This window comes from Planosporangium thailandense (assembly GCF_011947195.1).
Lineage (GTDB): Bacteria > Actinomycetota > Actinomycetes > Mycobacteriales > Micromonosporaceae > Planosporangium > Planosporangium thailandense.
Window position 1 is genome coordinate 30,530 of sequence record NZ_JAATVY010000021.1, and the last position, 17,245, is coordinate 47,774.

Consider the following 17,245-nt stretch of genomic DNA (forward strand, 5'->3'; position numbering starts at 1 on the left):
TTTCGCAACAGGGGGCGGGCTCGCCGGATCCGGTGAGCCCGCCCCCTGTTGCATCGCGGGGCCACCGATCGACGACTGGCTCTCGGAAATCGGCTGCCGGCGCGCCTAGCGTCAGATCATGGAGCTTGCGAGCGCGCAGAAGTTGTGGGACCCCGAGCCAGGCTGGCTCAACACCGCCGGTTACGGGCTGCCACCCCGGCCGGCCTTCGAACAGTTGCAGGCAGCCCTCGACGACTGGCGGGTGGGCCGGATCCTGCCGGACGGCTGGGACACGTCGATCACGCGCTCCCGGACGGCCTTCGCCCGACTTGTCGGGGTGCCGGTGGACGACGTGGCCGTCGGCAGCGCCACGTCGCAGCTACTTGCGCCGGTCGCCGCCGCGCTGCCCGCCGGTACCCGGGTCGTGGCGCCGGTCGGCGACTTCTCCTCCATCCTGTTCCCGTGGCTGGCCGCACCCGGCGTCGAGGTACGCGCCGTGCCCGTGGAGGAGCTCGCCGCGAGCGTCGACGACGGGACCGACCTGGTCGTGTTCAGTCTCGTGCAATCCGCCAGCGGGGCGATCGTCGACCACGAGGCGGTCGTCTCGGCCGCCCGCGCCCACGGCGCGCTCGTGGTCGTGGACGCCACGCAGGCGTGCGGCTGGTTGCCGTTCGACGCCGGCCAGGCCGACGCCGTGGTCGTCAGCGGGTACAAGTGGTTGATGGCGCCGCGCGGTTGCGCATTCGCCTACCTCGCGCCCACGCTGCGCGAACGCCTGACGCCGTACGCCGCCGGGCGGTACGCCGGTGCGGACCTCGGCCAGTCGTACTACGGGCCGCCGATGCGGCTGGCGTCGTCGGCGCGCCGCTTCGACATCTCGCCGGCGTGGTTCTCCTGGGTGGCTGCCGCGCCGGCCCTCGAACTGGTGGCGGAGATCGGGGTCGAGCGGATCCGGGCCCACAACGTCGCCCTGGCCAACCGGTTCCTGACCGGGCTGGGGCGGCCGGCGTCCGACAGCGCGATCGTCACGGTCGACGTCCCGGGCGCGCAGGAGCGGCTGGCCCGCGTCGGGGTGCGCGCCGCGGTGCGGGCCGGCCGGGTGCGGGCGTCGTTCCACGTGTACTCGACGCCGGCCGACGTCGATCTCGCGCTCGATGCGTTGACGGACATGTGACCGTCCCCACTTTCAATACGATCCCGTTCCGTATCTGATGAGTCACCATTATCGTGGCCTTCGTATACGAGACAGTTCCGTATTGAAATGGGGATGGGTTCATGGACATCGCGTCCAATACCGGCCATCCACGGCGCTGGGCGATCCTCGGCGTCCTGGTCGTCAGCCTGCTCGTGGTCGTACTCGACAACACCGTGCTCAACGTCGCGCTACGCACGATCGCCGACCCGGTCCACGGCCTGGGAGCCACCCAGAGCCAGCTGGAGTGGGCGATCAACTCGTACACCCTGGTCTTCGCGGGCCTGCTGTTCACCGCCGGCGTGCTCGGCGACCGGTACGGCCGCCGCGCCACCCTGCTCATCGGCCTCGTCCTGTTCGGACTGGCCTCGTTCGCGTCCGCGTACGCGCAGAGCCCGGCCCAGCTCATCGGGGCCCGGGCGCTCATGGGCATTGGCGGGGCGGCCGTCATGCCCGTGACCCTGTCGATCATCTCGAACGTGTTCGACCCGCGGGAGCGGGCGCGCGCCATCGGCGTGTGGGCCGGCTCGGTCGGCCTCGCCGTCGCGATCGGCCCGGTCGTCGGCGGCGCCCTGCTGGAGCGGTACTGGTGGGGCTCGGTCTTCCTGATCAACGTGCCGATCGTGGTCGCCGGCGTCATCGCGGTGCTTGCGATCGTCCCCGAGTCGCGCGACCCGAAACCGGGCCGCGTCGACGTCGCGGGGGTGCTGCTGTCCGTGCTGGGGCTGGTCGTGCTGGTCTACGGCGTGGTCGACGCCGGCGACCACGGCTTCGGCAGGCCGGTCGCGTGGGGCTCGATCGTGGCCGGACTGGCCATCCTGGCGGGCTTCGTCGCGTACGAGCGGCGGATCCCGTTCCCGTCGCTGGACGTGCGGCTGTTCGCCGACCGGCGCTTCTCCGCCGCGGTCGCGGCGGTCGGCCTGGTCTTCTTCGCGGCAATGGGCTCGATGTTCTTCATGGCGTTCTACCTGCAGCTGGTGCGCGGGTACAGCCCTCTGAAGTCCGGTCTGCTGATGGTCCCGTTCGCGGTGGCTCAGATGGTCTTCGCGCCGCGCAGCTCGGCGCTGGTCCGTCGGTACGGGCCGAAGGCCGTGATGGCGGCCGGCATGGTTGTCACGGGGGTGGCCCTCGCCGGGTTCGCGTTCGTCACCGTCGGCACGGCGGCCTGGGTCGTCGCCGCGCTCGCGTTCGTGCAGGGCGTCGGGATGGCCAACGTCATGCCGCCGGCCACCGAGTCGGTCATGTCGAGCCTGCCGCGGGAGAAGGCGGGCGTCGGCTCCGCGGTGAGCAACACGGTCCGGCAGGTGGCGAGCGCGCTCGGCGTCGCCGTGCTCGGCTCGGTGCTGTCGGCCGCGTACCGCGGCGGCATGGCGCCGCACGTGACCGGGCTGCCGGCCGCCGCGCGCACCCCGGCGAGCGAGTCGATCAGCGGCGGCTACGCGGTGGCCGCCCGCCTCGGCACCGCCGGCCGTACCCTGATCGGCCACGTCAACGACGCGTTCGTGCACGCCATGCACTACGCGGCGATCGGCTCGACGCTGGTCGCGCTGATCGGGCTCCTGGTCGTCTTCGGGTGGGTCCCACGGCACAGCGCGCGGTACGGCCCGGTGGTGGCGGAGGAGACTTCCCGTGACCGGGAGTTGGCCGACATAGCCTGATCGCGGAAAATGACGGACATGACGACCGCAAGCGCCGACGCGGCCGACCGGGACCGTAAGGCTCCCGGCCGGCCGCGCAGCGCGCGCGCCGATGAGGCGATCATCGACGCCGTGCTGGGCCTCCTGGCCGAAGGCCACTCCGCCGAAGCCATCTCGATCGAGGCGGTGGCCGCCCGCGCCGGCGTCGGGAAGGCGACGATCTACCGGCGCTGGGCCAACAAGGAGGCGCTGCTCGTCGACGCGGTCTCCACGATGAAGGGCCCGCTCCCGGCAGTGCGCGGCGAGTCGGTCCGGGACGATCTCGTCGCGCTGCTGTCGCGGGTGTGGCAGAACCAGGACGGCCGGGGGGCGAAGATCATCTCCTGCCTGCTGCCGGAGGTCCAGCGCAGCACCAGCCTGCACGGCTGCTACCAGGAGGTCATCGAGCCGCGTCGACAGGCGATGCGGGAGGTCCTCCAGCGCGGCGTGCACACCGGGGAGCTGCGCGCCGACCTCGATATCGAACTCGCGCTCAGCCTGCTGTCCGGGCCGGTGCTGATCCAGTCGATGCTGCGGTGGAACCCGGCGATCGACAGTGAAAACCTCGCGGCCCGCGTCGTCGACGCCGTTCTCGGTGGCATCGGCGGCCCCGACGCGCGCTGAGGTCCGGCGCTGCTCGCCGAACAGCGGGAGGTGGCGGTTTATGGCAAATTGCGCAGATTCGTGGAGTGCGTCGGCCCGTGTCGCACCGGGAACCCGGCACCGCGGCCGGTAGGGTGTCGAACAGACGTACGGCGGAAGTGGCGGGAGGAACCAGGTGCGGGTGCTCGGCGTCGATCCGGGGCTGACCCGGTGCGGGGTCGGCGTCGTCGAGGGCGTGCCTGGGCGCGCCTGCACGCTCGTCGAATACACCGTTGTCCGCAGCGATCCCGACGCCGACCTGGCCCACCGGCTGCTCAACCTCGACGTCGCGCTCACCGAGATGGTCGCGCGGCACCGTCCCGACGCGGTGGCCGTCGAGCGGGTGTTCAGCCAGCACAACGTGCGTACGGTCATGGGCACCGCCCAGGCCAGCGCGGTGGCCATCCTGGCCGGCGCGCGGGCCGGGCTACCGGTGCAGACCTACACGCCCAGCGAGGTGAAGGCGGCCGTGACCGGCTCCGGCAGCGCCGACAAGGCGCAGGTCACCGCGATGGTGACCCGACTGCTGAAGCTGGACGCCCCGCCCCGGCCGGCCGACGCCGCGGACGCCCTGGCGCTGGCGATCTGCCACGTCTGGCGCGGCGGCACCCGGTCCAGGCTGGCCGCCGCCGCGGCCGCTGTCACCGGAGGTCGGGGAGGACGACTGTGATCGCAAGTGTCCGAGGCCGGGTGGCCGCCGTGGGGCGGGACGGCGCCGTGATCGAGGTCGGCGGGGTCGGCCTGTCGGTCTCGTGCACCCCCGACACCCTCGCCTCGCTGCGGGTCGGTACGGAGGCGCGGCTGGCGACGACGCTGGTCGTCCGGGAGGACTCGCTCACGCTGTACGGCTTCGCCGACGACGACGCGCGTCAGGTGTTCGAGCTGCTCCAGACGGCCAGCGGGGTGGGCCCCCGGCTGGCGCAGGCCGTGCTGGCGGTGCACTCGCCCGACACCGTGCGCCGCGCCATCGCCGGTGGAGACACCGCCACGCTCACCCGGGTGCCCGGCATCGGCAAGAAAGGCGCCGAGCGGCTGGTGCTGGAGCTGCGTGACAAGGTCGGCCTGGTCCCGGGCGGCGAGGGCGCCCTGCCGGTGGCGGGCGCCGCTTGGGCCGACCAGGTCCGCCAGGCGCTGGTCGGGCTCGGCTGGACGGCCGGACAGGCCGATCAGGCGGTCGCCGCCGTGGCGGAGAGCCTCGACGGGCAGGCCGCTCCGCCCGTACCCGAGCTGTTGAAGCAGGCGATCCGCATGCTCGGGCGGGCCCGGTGAGCGACTCGCTCGTCTCCGCCTACGCCTCGCCCGAGGAGCGCGAGGCGGAGGCCAGCGTCCGGCCGCGCAGCCTGGACGAGCTGGTCGGCCAGGACCGGGTACGCGAACAGCTCGAACTGCTGCTGCGCAGCGCGCTGCGCCGGGGCAGCCCACCCGACCACATCCTGCTGTCCGGGTCGCCGGGGCTGGGCAAGACCACGATGGCGATGATCGTGGCCGCCGAGCTGGGCGTGGGTCTGCGGATCACCAGCGGACCGGCGATCGAGCGGGCCGGCGACCTGGCCGCCGTGCTGACCAGTATCGGCCCCGGTGACGTGCTCTTCATCGACGAGATCCACCGGATGGCCCGGCCGGCCGAGGAGCTGCTGTACAGCGCGATGGAGGACTTCCGCGTCGACGTGGTGGTCGGCAAGGGCCCCGGCGCGACCGCGATCCCGATCGACCTGGAGCCGTTCACGCTGGTCGGCGCGACCACCCGGGCCGGCCTGCTGACCGGCCCGATGCGCGACCGGTTCGGCTTCGTCGGGCATCTGGAGTTCTACGAGCCGGCCGAGCTCGAGCGGATCGTGCGCCGGTCGGCGGGGATCCTGGGGGTGCCGATCACCGACGACGGCGCCGCGGAGATCGGCGGCCGTTCCCGCGGTACGCCCCGAATCGCCAACCGCCTGCTGCGGCGGGTCCGCGACTACGCGGAGGTCCGTGCCGACGGCGTGGTCAACGGGGCGGCGGCGCGGGCGGCGCTGCGCGTGTACGACGTCGACGAGCGCGGCCTCGACCGGCTCGACCGGGCGGTGCTCAAAGCCCTCGTCGAGTCCTTCGGCGGTGGGCCGGTCGGCCTGTCGACGCTCGCCGTGGCGGTGGGCGAACAGCCGGATACCGTTGAGGAGGTATGTGAGCCGTTCCTCCTCCGGGAGGGGCTGATCGCCCGAACTCCTCGCGGACGGGTCGCGACCGCCGGAGCCTGGCGCCACCTGGGACGTACACCCCCGCCGGGGACCGCGGGAACGGTTCCGGACCTGTTCAGCGTTGAGCCCTGAGGGGCCTGTGACCGGACCGTGATCGGTGCCGGGCCCAGTGGTGTTGCACACAGCGGCTAGACTCGCCGCGGTCCGTACTGGACGCGTTACCTCACCGCGGGTGGTATTTCGCCCGTTTTGAGCCGATTGGAAGGCAGATACCGTGCCACTCGCCGCACCGAACCAAGGTGGCAGCCCCTTCGGGATGTGGATCCTGTTGGCGCTGTTCATCCTTGCCGCATACTTTTTGATCATCAGGCCGCAGCAGCGCCGGCGTAAGCAGATGGAGGCGCTGCAGCACTCGATCGGCCCGGGTGACGAGATCGTCACTGTCGCGGGGCTGTACGGCAAGGTCGTCGAGATCGACGACAAGACCGTGACGCTCGAGGTGGCGCCGGGGGTTACCAACCGGTACGCGCGGCAGGCCATCGGCCAGGTCGTCACGCCGGCCGACAAGCCCGAGGCGGAGTCGCAGCCGGCCTCCAGCGACGTGGTCGAGCCCGAGTAAGAGCCGGCTCCCCGCCCGATCAGACCTCATCGAAACTCTAGGAGAACGACCGACGTGGCCGCACCTTCCGGACAGCTGAAGGCGTCGCGATATTTCATCGCCCTCGCGCTGATCCTCGTGGCGCTGTACGCGCTGGTGTTTTTCACCGGCGACAAGAAGGCGCACCCCAAGCTTGGCCTCGACCTGCAGGGCGGCACGACGATGACGCTGTCGGCCACCACGCTCGGCAAGGGCCAGGCCCCGGACAAGGACCGGCTCGAGCGCGCCCGACAGATCATCGCGAACCGCGTCGACACCTCCGGCGTGTCGGAGCCGGAGGTGATCACCGAGGGTAACAAGAACATCGTCGTCAACGTCGCGGGCAAGACCTCCGAGGCCGACCTGAGCAAGCTGGTCGCCCCGGCGGAGCTGCGGTTCCGCAAGGTTGTCGGCTCGACGCCGGACACCGGCGGCGTCCAGCCCTCGCCGCCCGCGTCGCCGGCTCCGTCGGCCTCCGGATCCGCCGCGCCGGCCCCGTCGGCATCCGGCGCGACGGCGACACCCAGCGCCGCGGCCAGCGGCACCGGGGGCGGCACCGGCACCGCGCTCAACGAGACGCCGAGCCCCGCCGCCGCGAGCGCCACGCCCAGCGCCGGTGCTTCGGCCGCGCCGAGCGCCAGCGCCTCCGCCTCGGCGGCCCCGATCAGCGAGTCGCTCGAGAAGCGGCGCGAGGCGGTGATCGCCAAGCTCGGCCCGGCGTACCAGGTCGCGCAGAGCATCCAGAGCCCCGACCAGGTCGCCCCGCAGCTGCTGCCCGCGCTCAAGCCGTTCAGCACGCTGAGCCCGGACGAGGTCGCGGCCCTGCCCGTCGACATCCAGTACAACGTGCCGACGATCACTTGCGCGCAGCTCAACGCGCGCCAGCCGGGCTCGATCAGCGACCCGAAGCAGCAGGTGGTGTCGTGCGGCTCGGAGGGCGGCGCGCCGACCAAGTACAAGCTGGACGTGGCCAAGGTCCTCGGTGAGGACGTCAAGGACGCGAACTTCACCAACTCGCCCACGCAGGGCTGGATCGTCAACCTGTCGTTCAAGAACCCGGACAAGTGGGCCAACCTGTCCAGGGAGGTCTACGGCAACGGCACCGCTGACAAGTCCCAGCGGCAGGTCGCGATCGTCCTGGACAACCAGGTGGTCTCCGCGCCCTCGATCGAGGGCGTGATGACCGGTGACGCGACCATCTACGGCTCGTTCACCCAGGAACAGGTGGTGACGCTGTCGCAGCAGCTCAAGTACGGGGCGCTGCCGCTGGCCTTCAAGATGCAGTCGTTCGATCACGTGTCGCCGACCCTGGGCACGCAGCAGATGAAGATGGGTCTGCTCGCCGGCGCGATCGGTCTGGCGCTGGTCGTCCTGTACTGCCTGCTCTACTACCGGGCGCTGGGCCTGGCCGTGATCGCGAGCCTCGTGGTCTCCGGCGCGCTCGTCTACGCGTCGCTGGTGCTCCTCGGCCGCCACCTGGGCTACACGCTCAGCCTGGCGGGTATCGCCGGCTTCATCGTCGCGATCGGTATCACCGCCGACTCGTTCGTGGTGTTCTTCGAGCGCCTGAAAGACGAGGTGAAGGACGGTCGGTCGGTCCGCAGCGCGGTGCCGCGGTCGTGGGTACGGGCCCGGCGCACCATCCTGTCGGCCGACACGGTGTCGTTCCTGGCCGCCGCGGTGCTGTACTTCCTCGCCATCGGTGCGGTCAAGGGCTTCGCGTTCACGCTCGGCCTGTCCACGCTGCTAGACGTGATCGTCGTCTTCCTGTTCACCCATCCGCTGGTCGCGGTGCTGTCCCGGCTGAACGCGTTCACCTCGCCCCGGATCTCCGGGCTGGGTAACCTCCGCTCCGACCGGGCGCTGACCACGGTCAAGACGACCAACCGGTTCGGCGCGGCGCGCACGAAGGAGTCCTGAGCATGAACACCCTTCGCCGGCTCTACCGCGGTGAAACGAACATCGACTTCATTGGGCACCGCAAGCGGTGGTACATCGCTTCGGCGATCATCGTCCTGGTCTGCCTCGCCAGCCTGATCTTCCGGGGCTTCAACTTCGGCATCGAGTTCGCCGGTGGCAGCCAGTTCCAGGTGCCGGCGCAGCCCGGCGTGTCGTTGCAGGACGTCCGCGCCGCCGTGGAGAACCAGGGCGTGACCGTGGTGTCGGCGCAGACGGCCGGCAGCGGCAGCGCGCAGAAGTACGTGATCCGCACGCCCGAGTTCAAGGACTCGGGCAAGCAGGCCGCGGTGAAGGACGCGGTCGCGAAGGCTGATCACGTCTCGGCCGACAAGGTCGACACCAGCGAGGTCAGCTCGTCGTGGGGCTCGGCGGTCACCGACAAGGCGCTGCTTGCCCTGGTCGTCTTCCTGGTTGTCGTCGGTGCGTACATCTGGATCCGCTTCGAGCAGAAGATGGCGATAGCGGGCCTCGCCGCGCTCGCGCACGACCTGCTGCTGACGGCCGGCATCTACTCCGTCGTCGGGTTCGAGGTCACGCCCGGCACGGTCGTCGGTCTGCTCACGATCCTCGGTTTCTCGCTGTACGACTCCGTGGTCGTGTTCGACAAGGTCGACGAGAACGCGCGCGGGCTGCTCGGCAGTTCCCGGTACACGTACGCCGAGGTGGCCAACCAGGCCGTCAACCAGACGCTCATGCGGTCGATCAACACGTCGTTGATCGGTCTGCTGCCGGTGGCCGGCCTGCTCTTCGTCGGCGCCGGGATGCTCGGGGTCGGCACGCTGAAGGACCTCGCGCTCGTGCTGTTCGTCGGCATGCTGACCGGTGCGTACTCGTCGCTGTTCCTGGCCACGCCGTGGCTGGTCGACCTCAAGCTGCTCGACAAGCGCTACAAGCTGCACACGCAGCGGGTGCTGGCCCGGCGGGCCGCGGGCAAGTCGGCCGAGGGCGGCACCGAGGCCAAGGCGGGCCGGGCCGGTTCCGCGAACGCCGGAGAATCTGGCGCGGACGCGGAGACCCGGGTCGACCCCGTGGCGGCGTCGACGGCGCCCCGGGTCGGCGCCAAGCCCGCCGGCGCGCGGGCCGCGGGCGCCAAGCCCGCCGGTGGCAAGCAGGGCCAGTCGCGTAAGCGGTCGGGCGGCGGCGGCAAACGTCGCTGATCCGGTCGGCATGAAAGGCGATGTTCGTGGAGATTCTTCCGGGTCCTTACCCGGGAGAATCTCCACGATCATGATGGAGGCGTAATGGCAGACGGCGACAGCGGCCGGGACGTGGCCCGCCGGGTGGCGGATCTCACCCTCGACGTTCCGGATTTTCCGCAGCCGGGAATCATGTTCAAGGACCTGACACCGCTCTTCGCGAGCGGCCCGGACTTCGCCGCGACGGTCGACACGATTGTGGCGCACTACGGCCGCGACACGTTCGACGTGGTGGCGGGCATCGAGGCGCGCGGCTTCATGATCGCTGCGGCGGTGGCCTACGCGACCGGCGTCGGCGTCGTCCCGGTCCGCAAGGTAGGGAAGCTGCCGCGGCAGACGCTGCGCCAGACGTACGCCCTCGAATACGGGGAGGCGACGCTCGAACTGCACGCCGACGCGTTCATGAACGGGCAGCGGGTGCTGGTCGTCGACGACGTACTGGCGACGGGCGGCACGGCGGAGGCCACCTTGAACCTGGTGGAACAGGCCGGCGGCGTGGTCGCCGGCTTCACGGTGCTGCTGGAACTGGCGTTCCTGAAGGGGCGCGAGCGGCTGAAACCGCGTTCGGTACACGCTCTCTTGACGGTTTGACGGCCGGTTCTGACTGACCGAACGGCTGGACAGCAGACGATCTGGTCGGGATGCTTCCCGAGGCGGGTAGGATTGCCTTTCCGCCGATGGCGATGAGGAGCGGCGTGTGTCAGGGGATATCGCCCCTCCCGCGGAGGGCACGATCAAGCCGACGAACCCTGCCCGGGAGGTGCCGGCCAGCGGGGCGCCCGGCGACGGGCCCGCCGCCGAGCCGGTGACGGGCGACGCCACCTCCGCCGCGCGGACCGATGACACCGTCGCTGCGCGGACCGATGATGCCGTCGCTCCGCGGACCGGTGATCCTGCCGCCGCGCGGACCGACGACGCCGTGGCCCCACGGACCGGCGCCGCCCGGTGGGCCGGTGATGCCGCGCCCCGGCGGGCGGGCGGTGATGCCGGCGGCCCGGACGCGGCCAACGGGACCGTCGTGCCGTTCCGGCAGAGTACGGGTGCTGCGGCTCCCGGCGCTGGGAAGCCGACCCGGGCCACGCCGGCCGGCGACGGGGCGGCCCCGGGCAACGGTGCGGCACCTCGTACCGCCGGGCCTCGCAGCGTGGCGCCCGGTACCCCGGCACGGAACGGTAACGGCACGTCAGCGGGTAACGGCTCGGCGACGCCACGTACCCTTCCGAGCAGCGGCGCCGCTGGCGGCCAGAGCTTCTCCTTCGCCGGCGCGCCCACGGGCCGGCGGGTCCGGGCGCGGCTCGCCCGCTTCAACGCTCCCTGGCAGACCCCGTCGGTCAGCGAGGCCCTGGAGCCGCTGATCGCCAACCACCGGGCCAGCCACCCGAAGGCCGACATCCGGGTGCTTCAGCGCGCCTACGACACCGCGGCGCGCTGGCACACCGGGCAGTACCGCAAGTCGGGCGACCCGTACATCACGCACCCGCTCGCCGTGGCCGGGATCCTGGCTGAGCTGGGGATGGACACGACCACACTGGTCGCGGCGCTGCTGCACGACACGATCGAGGACACCCCGTACACGCTCGAGCAGATGCGCGCCGACTTCGGCGGTGAGGTCGCGCTGCTCGTCGACGGCGTCACCAAGCTCGACAAGGTCAAGCTGGGCGACGCGGCCAAGGCCGAGACCATCCGCAAGATGGTCGTCGCCATGGCCAAGGACCCCCGGGTACTGGTGATCAAGCTCGCCGACCGGCTGCACAACATGCGTACGCTGACCTTCCTGCCCAGCGCCAAGCAGGAGCAGAAGGCCAAGGAGACGCTGGAGATCCTCGCGCCGCTGGCCCACCGGCTCGGTATGAACACGATCAAGTGGGAGCTGGAGGACCTGGCGTTCAAGACGCTGTTCCCCAAGCGCTTCGAGGAGATCAACCGGCTCATCGGCGAGCACGCCCCGCAGCGCGAGGCGCTGCTGCGGCAGGTCACCCAGAAGGTCGCCAACGACCTCAAGGGCGCCAAGATCAAGGCCGAGGTGAACGGCCGACCGAAGCACCTGTACTCGGTCTACCAGAAGATGATCGTGCGGGGCCGCGAGTTCGCCGACATCTACGACCTGGTCGGCGTGCGCATCCTCGTCGACACCGTCCGCGACTGCTACGCGGCGCTCGGTGTGATCCACGCGAACTGGCAGCCGGTTCCGGGCCGGTTCAAGGACTACATCGCGATGCCGAAGTTCAACATGTACCAGTCGCTGCACACCACGGTGATCGGACCCACCGGCAAGCCGGTGGAGATGCAGATCCGCACGTACGCGATGCACCGCACGGCCGAGTACGGCATCGCCGCGCACTGGCGGTACAAGGAGACCAAGGGCGCGACCATCGCCGGGCCGCCCGCGCACATCGACGAGATGACCTGGCTGCGCCAGCTGCTGGACTGGCAGCGCGAGGCGAGCGACCCGAGCGAGTTCCTCGACGCCCTGCGCTTCGACCTGTCCAGCCAGGAGGTGTACGTCTTCACGCCGAAGGGCGACGTGATCGCGTTGCCGACGGGGTCCACGCCGGTCGACTTCGCGTACGCGGTGCACACCGAGGTCGGACACAAGTGCATCGGCGCGCGGGTCAACGGCAAGCTCGTGTCGCTGGAGAGCCAACTGTCCAACGGCGACGTCATCGAGATCTTCACGTCGAAGTCACCGACCGCCGCGCCGTCGCAGGACTGGCTGGGCTTCGTCAAGAGCCCGCGGGCGCGTACCAAGATCCGCCATTACTTCAACAAGGAGCGGCGCGAGGAGGCGATCGAGGCCGGCAAGGAGGCCATCGTCAAGGCCATGCGCAAGCAGGGCCTCCCGCTGCAGCGGCTGCTGACCTCCGACGCCCTGCTCACCATCGCGCGTGACCTCCATCTGGCCGACGTCGCCTCGCTGTACGCGGCGGTCGGCGAGAGCCAGGTGTCGGCGCAGTCGGTGGTGCAGAAACTGGTCGCCGGTTACGGCGGTGAGGAGGGCGCGGTCGAGGACATCGCCGAGACGGCGATCCCCACCCGCCACCCTCGCCACACCGGCGCGGCCAGCGACCCCGGCGTGGTCGTCAAGGGCGCCGAGGACGTCTGGATCAAGCTGGCGCGCTGCTGCACGCCGGTGCCCGGCGACAAGGTCTTCGGTTTCGTCACCCGTTCGGGTGGGGTGAGTGTGCACCGGGAGGACTGCGCGAACGCCGCCGACCTGAAGGCACAGGAGGAACGGATCCTCGAGGTGGCGTGGAAGCCGACGTCGGCCTCCACGTTCCTGGTGGCGATCCAGGTGGAGGCGTTGGACCGGCACAAGCTGCTCGCCGACATCACCAAGTCGCTGTCGGAGGAGAAGGTCAACATCCTGTCCGCCACGGTGACGACGACCCGGGACCGGGTGGCGGTCAGCCGATTCAGCTTCGAGATGGCCGACCCGAAGCACCTCGGGCACCTGCTCGCCGCCGTGCGCCGGGTCGACGGCGTCTACGACGCCTACCGGGTGACCTCCGGCGCCTGATCTGCGAACAACGCGACGGAGGGCGGGCCAGCGGCCCGCCCTCCGTCTTCTGGGTGGGTGGTTACGACTGCGTCGGCGCGCTCATCGTCAGGGACTGGATGGTCACCTTCGTCTTCGGCGCGCCGTCGCCCGGGTTGCTCGGGTCGGCCGGCGTCACGCCCCCGTCGGCGACCTTCTGCACCACGTCGAGGCCCTTGGTGACCTTGCCGAGGACGGTGTAGTTGGCCGGCAGGTCGGTGTCCTTGTACACGATGAAGAACTGGCTGCCGTTCGTGCCGGCGCCGGCGTTGGCCATCGCGACCGTACCGGCCGGGTACGCCGGGCGCTTGTCGGTCGGCAGGTTCTCGTCGGCGAACTGGTAGGTCGGGCCGCCGGTGCCGGTGCCGGACGGGTCGCCGCACTGCAGGACGTAGATGCCCGACGTGGTGAGCCGGTGGCACGGGGTGTTGTCGAAGAACTTCTTGCTCGCCAGGTACGTGAAGCTCGACGCCGTGCAGGGTGCGTGGGCGGTGTCGACCTGGACCTCGATGGCGCCGACGTTGGTGTTGATGGCCATCGTCTGGGTGCCAAACCGGGGCTCACCGGAAGCCGGCGGCGTGCCGACGTCCTTGGCGTTCGGGTTGGCGGGCTGGCCCGACTGCGCGGCCGGCTTCCACGTGCAGCTGGTCGGAGTGGCCGACGCCGACGGGGCGGCGGCGGTGGTGTTCTTCTTCTTGCCGTTTCCGGTGAGCGTCACGACCAGGATGACGCCGACGAGCACCACGAGGACGGCCAGGCCCGCGCCGATGCTCGACTGGATCCGGCGGCGCCGCTGGGCGGCCTCGGCGCGCAGCGTCATCTCGCGCTCCAGCCTCGCGCGCGCGGCGGCGCGCTGCTGGCGCTCCCGGTTGGATGTCACGGCATCTCCCTTGGTGTTACTGGTGCTATGGCGTCGGTCAGGAGTTCGATGAGGAGGTGGCGGCGGGATTCGCCGGGGTCGCGGTCACGGTCACGGACTGGAACGCGAGATCCATCTTGGGGTGGCCACCGCCCGGGGTGGGGTCGAACGCACCGTCGTGGCCGGCGGCGGCCACCTTCTGGACGAGGTCCAGGCCCTTGGTGACCTTCCCGAAGACGGTGTACTTCGGGTCGAGCGCGGAGCCGTCCTTGTAGACGATGAAGAACTGGCTGCCGTTGGTGTCCGGCCCGCTGTTGGCCATGGCCAGGGTGCCCGCCGGGTAGAGATCGGTGCGGGGGCCGGCGCTGGCCGACGGCGAGGGCGACGCATCGGCCGCGGGCGTGGGCATCTTCTCGTCCGGGAACCGGTACGCCGGGCCGCCGGTGCCGGTGCCCGACGGGTCACCGCACTGCAACACGTAGATACCGCTGGTGCTCAGGCGGTGGCACTTGGTGTTGTCGAAGAAGTGCTTGCCCGCCAGGTACGCGAAGCTGGCGGCCGTGCAGGGTGCGCCGGCACGGTCCAGCTGCGCCTCGATCACGCCCTGGTTGGTGTTGATCGTCATCGTCGAGCTGCCGGTCTTGGGGATCCCGCTCGTCGGCGGCTGCCCGACGTCCTTGATGTTGCCGGTGGCGGGGACCGGGGTCCAGGCGCACTCGTCGGCGGCGGTGGTCTTGGACTTGCTTTTGTGATCGAAGCCGCCGGCGGCCCAGACGATGCCGACCACGACGACGACCACCGCGATCCCGGCGGCGACCGAGGCCTGGATCTGTCGGCGCCGGCGGGCGGCCGCCGCACGGCGGGCGGCCTGGCGCTCGTACTTGGCGCGGGCCAGCGCGCGCTGCCGGGACTTGCTTGGCGCCACCGGACGCCCCCTTCCCAACTTCGTCGACAACGGTGAGGCGCATGCCACACGCCGGCTCAAGAGTGTAACGGCCAGGTCAGGCCGGCTGGTGACAGCGGCGGCTGTCGCGCCGATCAGGGGACGTCGATCAAGGCCCGCCGGTCGCCGGCGAATTCCGGTTGAGCGATGGCGGATCGAGGCCGGACGCTCAACTATGTGTCACGGCGGCGGGAGCTGGCTGGGAATTGGCCGGGAAAGAGCTGGGAGAGCCGGCCGGGACCGCGTCCGGGCGCGCGGATAGGCTCGGATAGCCGCGCGGTGCGGCGCGCACACCGCAAGGTGCACAGGGAGGGGTCGAGGGTTTGCTGGTCGCCGGATTTCCCGCGCAGGCGTTCGGGACGAACTGCTACGTCATCGCGCCCGCAGCGGGCGAGCAGTGCGTGGTGGTCGACCCGGGCATCGGCGTGGTCGACGCGCTCGACGAGGTGCTGGCCGAGCACCGGCTGCAGCCGGTGGCGGTGCTGCTGACCCACGGGCACCTGGACCACACGTTCTCGGTGACGCCCGTCTGCGGCGCCCGCGGTGCGACCGCCTACATCCACCCGGCCGACCGGGAGCTGCTCGCCGACCCGGCCAAGGGGCTGTCGGCCGACATGACCGCGCTCTTCGGCGGCCGTCTGCCGTGGACCGAGCCCGACGACGTCGCCGAGCTGCCGGACGGCGGCGCGATCACGATCGCCGGCCTCGAGATCACCGTCGACCACGCGCCGGGCCATACCGGCGGGTCGGTGATGTTCCGGCTGCCCGGCGACGACGCGCCGCTGTGCTTCAGCGGCGACGTGCTGTTCGCCGGCTCGATCGGGCGTACCGACCTGCCGGGCGGCAGTTCCGCGGCGATGATGACGAGCCTTCGTGACAAGGTCCTCCCGCTCGCCGACGAGACGATCGTCCTGCCCGGCCACGGCCCCCAGACGACCATCGGCCGCGAGCGCGCCACCAACCCGTACCTGCGGGAGGCGCAGGGCGCGGCCTTTCCGACCCGAGGCTGGTAGAGACTTCCATGACCCGTCCCAAGCCGATCAGCGGCTTCCCCGAGTGGCTGCCACCGCAGCGGATGATCGAGCAGTACGTCGTGGACCGCATCCGCGACACCTTCGAGCTGTACGGCTTCGCGCCGTTGGAGACCCGGGCGGTCGAGCCGCTCGACCAGCTCCTGCGCAAGGGTGAGACCTCGAAAGAGGTGTATGTCCTGCGCCGGCTGCAGGCCGACCCCGACGCACCCGACGACGACGCGCTCGGCCTGCATTTCGACCTCACCGTCCCGTTCGCCCGGTTCGTCCTTGAGAACGCCGGGAAGCTTCAGTTTCCGTTCCGGCGCTACCAGATCCAGAAGGTGTGGCGCGGTGAACGGCCCCAGGAGGGGCGCTACCGTGAGTTCCTGCAGGCCGACATCGACGTCGTCGACCGCGACACCCTGCCGTTCCACTACGAAGCCGAGATGCCGCTCGTCGTCGCCGACGCGCTGGGGGGCCTGCCGATCCCGCCGATCCGCATTCAGGTCAACAACCGCAAGGTCTGCGAGGGCTTCTACCGCGGGGTCGGCATCGGCGACCCCGAGGCGGCCCTGCGTGCGGTCGACAAGCTCGACAAGATCGGACCTGATCGGGTGGCGGACCTGCTGGTGGAGACCGCCGGTGCGACCCAGGCGCAGGCCAAGGCCGCGCTGGCGCTGGCCGAGATCTCGGCGGGGGACGCCTCCTTCGCGGACGCCGTCCGCGCCCTCGGCGTCTCCGACCCGCTGCTCGACGAGGGCCTCGCCGAGCTGGTCCGGGTCGTGGAGACCGCGAACGAGCACGCGCCCGGGCTGCTGGTCGCCGACCTGAAGATCGCCCGAGGCCTCGACTACTACACCGGCACGGTCTACGAGACCCAGCTGCGCGGGTACGAGAAGTTCGGCTCGATCTGCTCCGGCGGCCGGTACGACAACCTCGCCTCCAGCGGCACCGAGCGGTACCCCGGCGTCGGCATCTCCATCGGTGTCTCCCGCATGCTCGGCCTGCTCTTCGGCCACGACGCGCTGACGATCAGCCGGCAGGTGCCGACGTGCGTGCTGGTCGCCCTGCCGACCGAGGCCGACCGCCCGGCGTGCGAGCGGATCGCGCGGGCCCTGCGCGGGCGGGGCATCGCCACCGAGGTGGCGGCGGCCCCGGTCAAGTACGGCAAGCAGATCCGGTACGCCGAGCGGCGCGGGATCCCGTACGTCTGGTTCCCTGGCGAGCCCGACGAGGTCAAGGACATCCGCTCCGGCGACCAGGCCCAGGCGGACGCCTCGACATGGCAGCCGCCGGCGGTGGACCTGCGGCCGCGGATCAGCGGGCGGTCCTGATCCGGGGCCGTGCACCCGCCGGGAACTTGATTGCGGGTCGGGCGGGGGTGTTTGCTGGGGACGTGCAATCGCCGAGCCCGATGAGTCGACCGTCACCGCCGCGCTC

15 protein-coding genes are annotated in these 17,245 nt (G+C 71.0%); 13 read left to right on the plus strand and 2 right to left on the minus strand.

Features of this window, described 5'->3' with window-relative positions; translation table 11 throughout:
* Positions 1-118: 118 nt before the first annotated feature.
* The 11 genes from HC031_RS23795 (at position 119) to HC031_RS23845 (ending at position 12,972) form a co-directional block, all read left to right on the plus strand.
* Positions 119-1,153, plus strand: a complete 1,035-nt coding sequence (locus tag HC031_RS23795) for an aminotransferase class V-fold PLP-dependent enzyme (protein ID WP_167927630.1) — start codon at positions 119-121, stop codon at positions 1,151-1,153.
* Between the two features lie 101 nt (positions 1,154-1,254).
* Complete coding sequence (locus HC031_RS23800) at positions 1,255-2,829, plus strand: MFS transporter (protein ID WP_167927631.1); 1,575 nt, start codon at positions 1,255-1,257, stop codon at positions 2,827-2,829.
* A gap of 9 nt (positions 2,830-2,838) precedes the next feature.
* Positions 2,839-3,471: a TetR/AcrR family transcriptional regulator gene (locus HC031_RS23805; RefSeq protein WP_167927632.1), complete on the plus strand. Its 633-nt coding sequence runs from the start codon at positions 2,839-2,841 to the stop codon at positions 3,469-3,471.
* 154 nt (positions 3,472-3,625) lie between these two features.
* Positions 3,626-4,159: a crossover junction endodeoxyribonuclease RuvC gene (gene ruvC / locus HC031_RS23810; protein ID WP_167927633.1), complete on the plus strand. Its 534-nt coding sequence runs from the start codon at positions 3,626-3,628 to the stop codon at positions 4,157-4,159.
* Positions 4,156-4,758 carry a Holliday junction branch migration protein RuvA gene (ruvA, locus tag HC031_RS23815; RefSeq protein ID WP_167927634.1) on the plus strand — a complete coding sequence of 201 codons (603 nt, stop codon included), beginning with the start codon at positions 4,156-4,158 and terminating at the stop codon, positions 4,756-4,758. Before ruvC ends, ruvA begins: the two co-directional genes overlap by 4 nt.
* Positions 4,755-5,795: a Holliday junction branch migration DNA helicase RuvB gene (gene ruvB / locus HC031_RS23820; RefSeq protein ID WP_167927635.1), complete on the plus strand. Its 1,041-nt coding sequence runs from the start codon at positions 4,755-4,757 to the stop codon at positions 5,793-5,795. The genes ruvA and ruvB overlap by 4 nt, the downstream gene beginning before the upstream one ends.
* A gap of 184 nt (positions 5,796-5,979) precedes the next feature.
* Positions 5,980-6,282 carry a preprotein translocase subunit YajC gene (yajC, locus tag HC031_RS23825; RefSeq protein WP_167927636.1) on the plus strand — a complete coding sequence of 101 codons (303 nt, stop codon included), beginning with the start codon at positions 5,980-5,982 and terminating at the stop codon, positions 6,280-6,282.
* Positions 6,283-6,336: 54 nt separating this feature from the next.
* On the plus strand, positions 6,337-8,220 hold the full coding sequence (gene secD, locus HC031_RS23830; protein ID WP_338090802.1) for a protein translocase subunit SecD: 1,884 nt from the start codon (positions 6,337-6,339) through the stop codon (positions 8,218-8,220).
* Positions 8,221-8,222: 2 nt separating this feature from the next.
* Positions 8,223-9,416: a protein translocase subunit SecF gene (gene secF, locus HC031_RS23835; protein ID WP_167927637.1), complete on the plus strand. Its 1,194-nt coding sequence runs from the start codon at positions 8,223-8,225 to the stop codon at positions 9,414-9,416.
* 84 nt (positions 9,417-9,500) lie between these two features.
* Entirely contained in the window at positions 9,501-10,046 is a 546-nt protein-coding gene (locus tag HC031_RS23840; protein WP_167927638.1) for an adenine phosphoribosyltransferase, read from the plus strand.
* Between the two features lie 106 nt (positions 10,047-10,152).
* Positions 10,153-12,972 (plus strand): RelA/SpoT family protein, encoded by a 2,820-nt coding sequence (locus tag HC031_RS23845; RefSeq protein WP_338090803.1) that lies wholly within the window; start codon positions 10,153-10,155, stop codon positions 12,970-12,972.
* A 61-nt stretch (positions 12,973-13,033) separates the two neighbouring features.
* Here HC031_RS23845 and HC031_RS23850 read toward each other — a convergent pair whose 3' ends face one another.
* Positions 13,034-13,870: a peptidylprolyl isomerase gene (locus tag HC031_RS23850; protein WP_338090804.1), complete on the minus strand. Its 837-nt coding sequence runs from the start codon at positions 13,868-13,870 to the stop codon at positions 13,034-13,036.
* 37 nt (positions 13,871-13,907) lie between these two features.
* A complete protein-coding gene (locus HC031_RS23855; RefSeq protein WP_167927639.1) occupies positions 13,908-14,774 on the minus strand; it encodes a peptidylprolyl isomerase in 867 nt (288 codons plus the stop codon).
* A 341-nt stretch (positions 14,775-15,115) separates the two neighbouring features.
* Here HC031_RS23855 and HC031_RS23860 point away from each other — a divergent pair, with 341 nt between their 5' ends.
* The gene (locus HC031_RS23860) at positions 15,116-15,805 is read left to right on the plus strand and encodes an MBL fold metallo-hydrolase (RefSeq protein WP_167927640.1); all 690 of its coding nucleotides are present in this window, start codon (positions 15,116-15,118) and stop codon (positions 15,803-15,805) included.
* 8 nt (positions 15,806-15,813) lie between these two features.
* Positions 15,814-17,139: a histidine--tRNA ligase gene (gene hisS, locus HC031_RS23865; RefSeq protein ID WP_167927641.1), complete on the plus strand. Its 1,326-nt coding sequence runs from the start codon at positions 15,814-15,816 to the stop codon at positions 17,137-17,139.
* Positions 17,140-17,245: the final 106 nt, after the last annotated feature.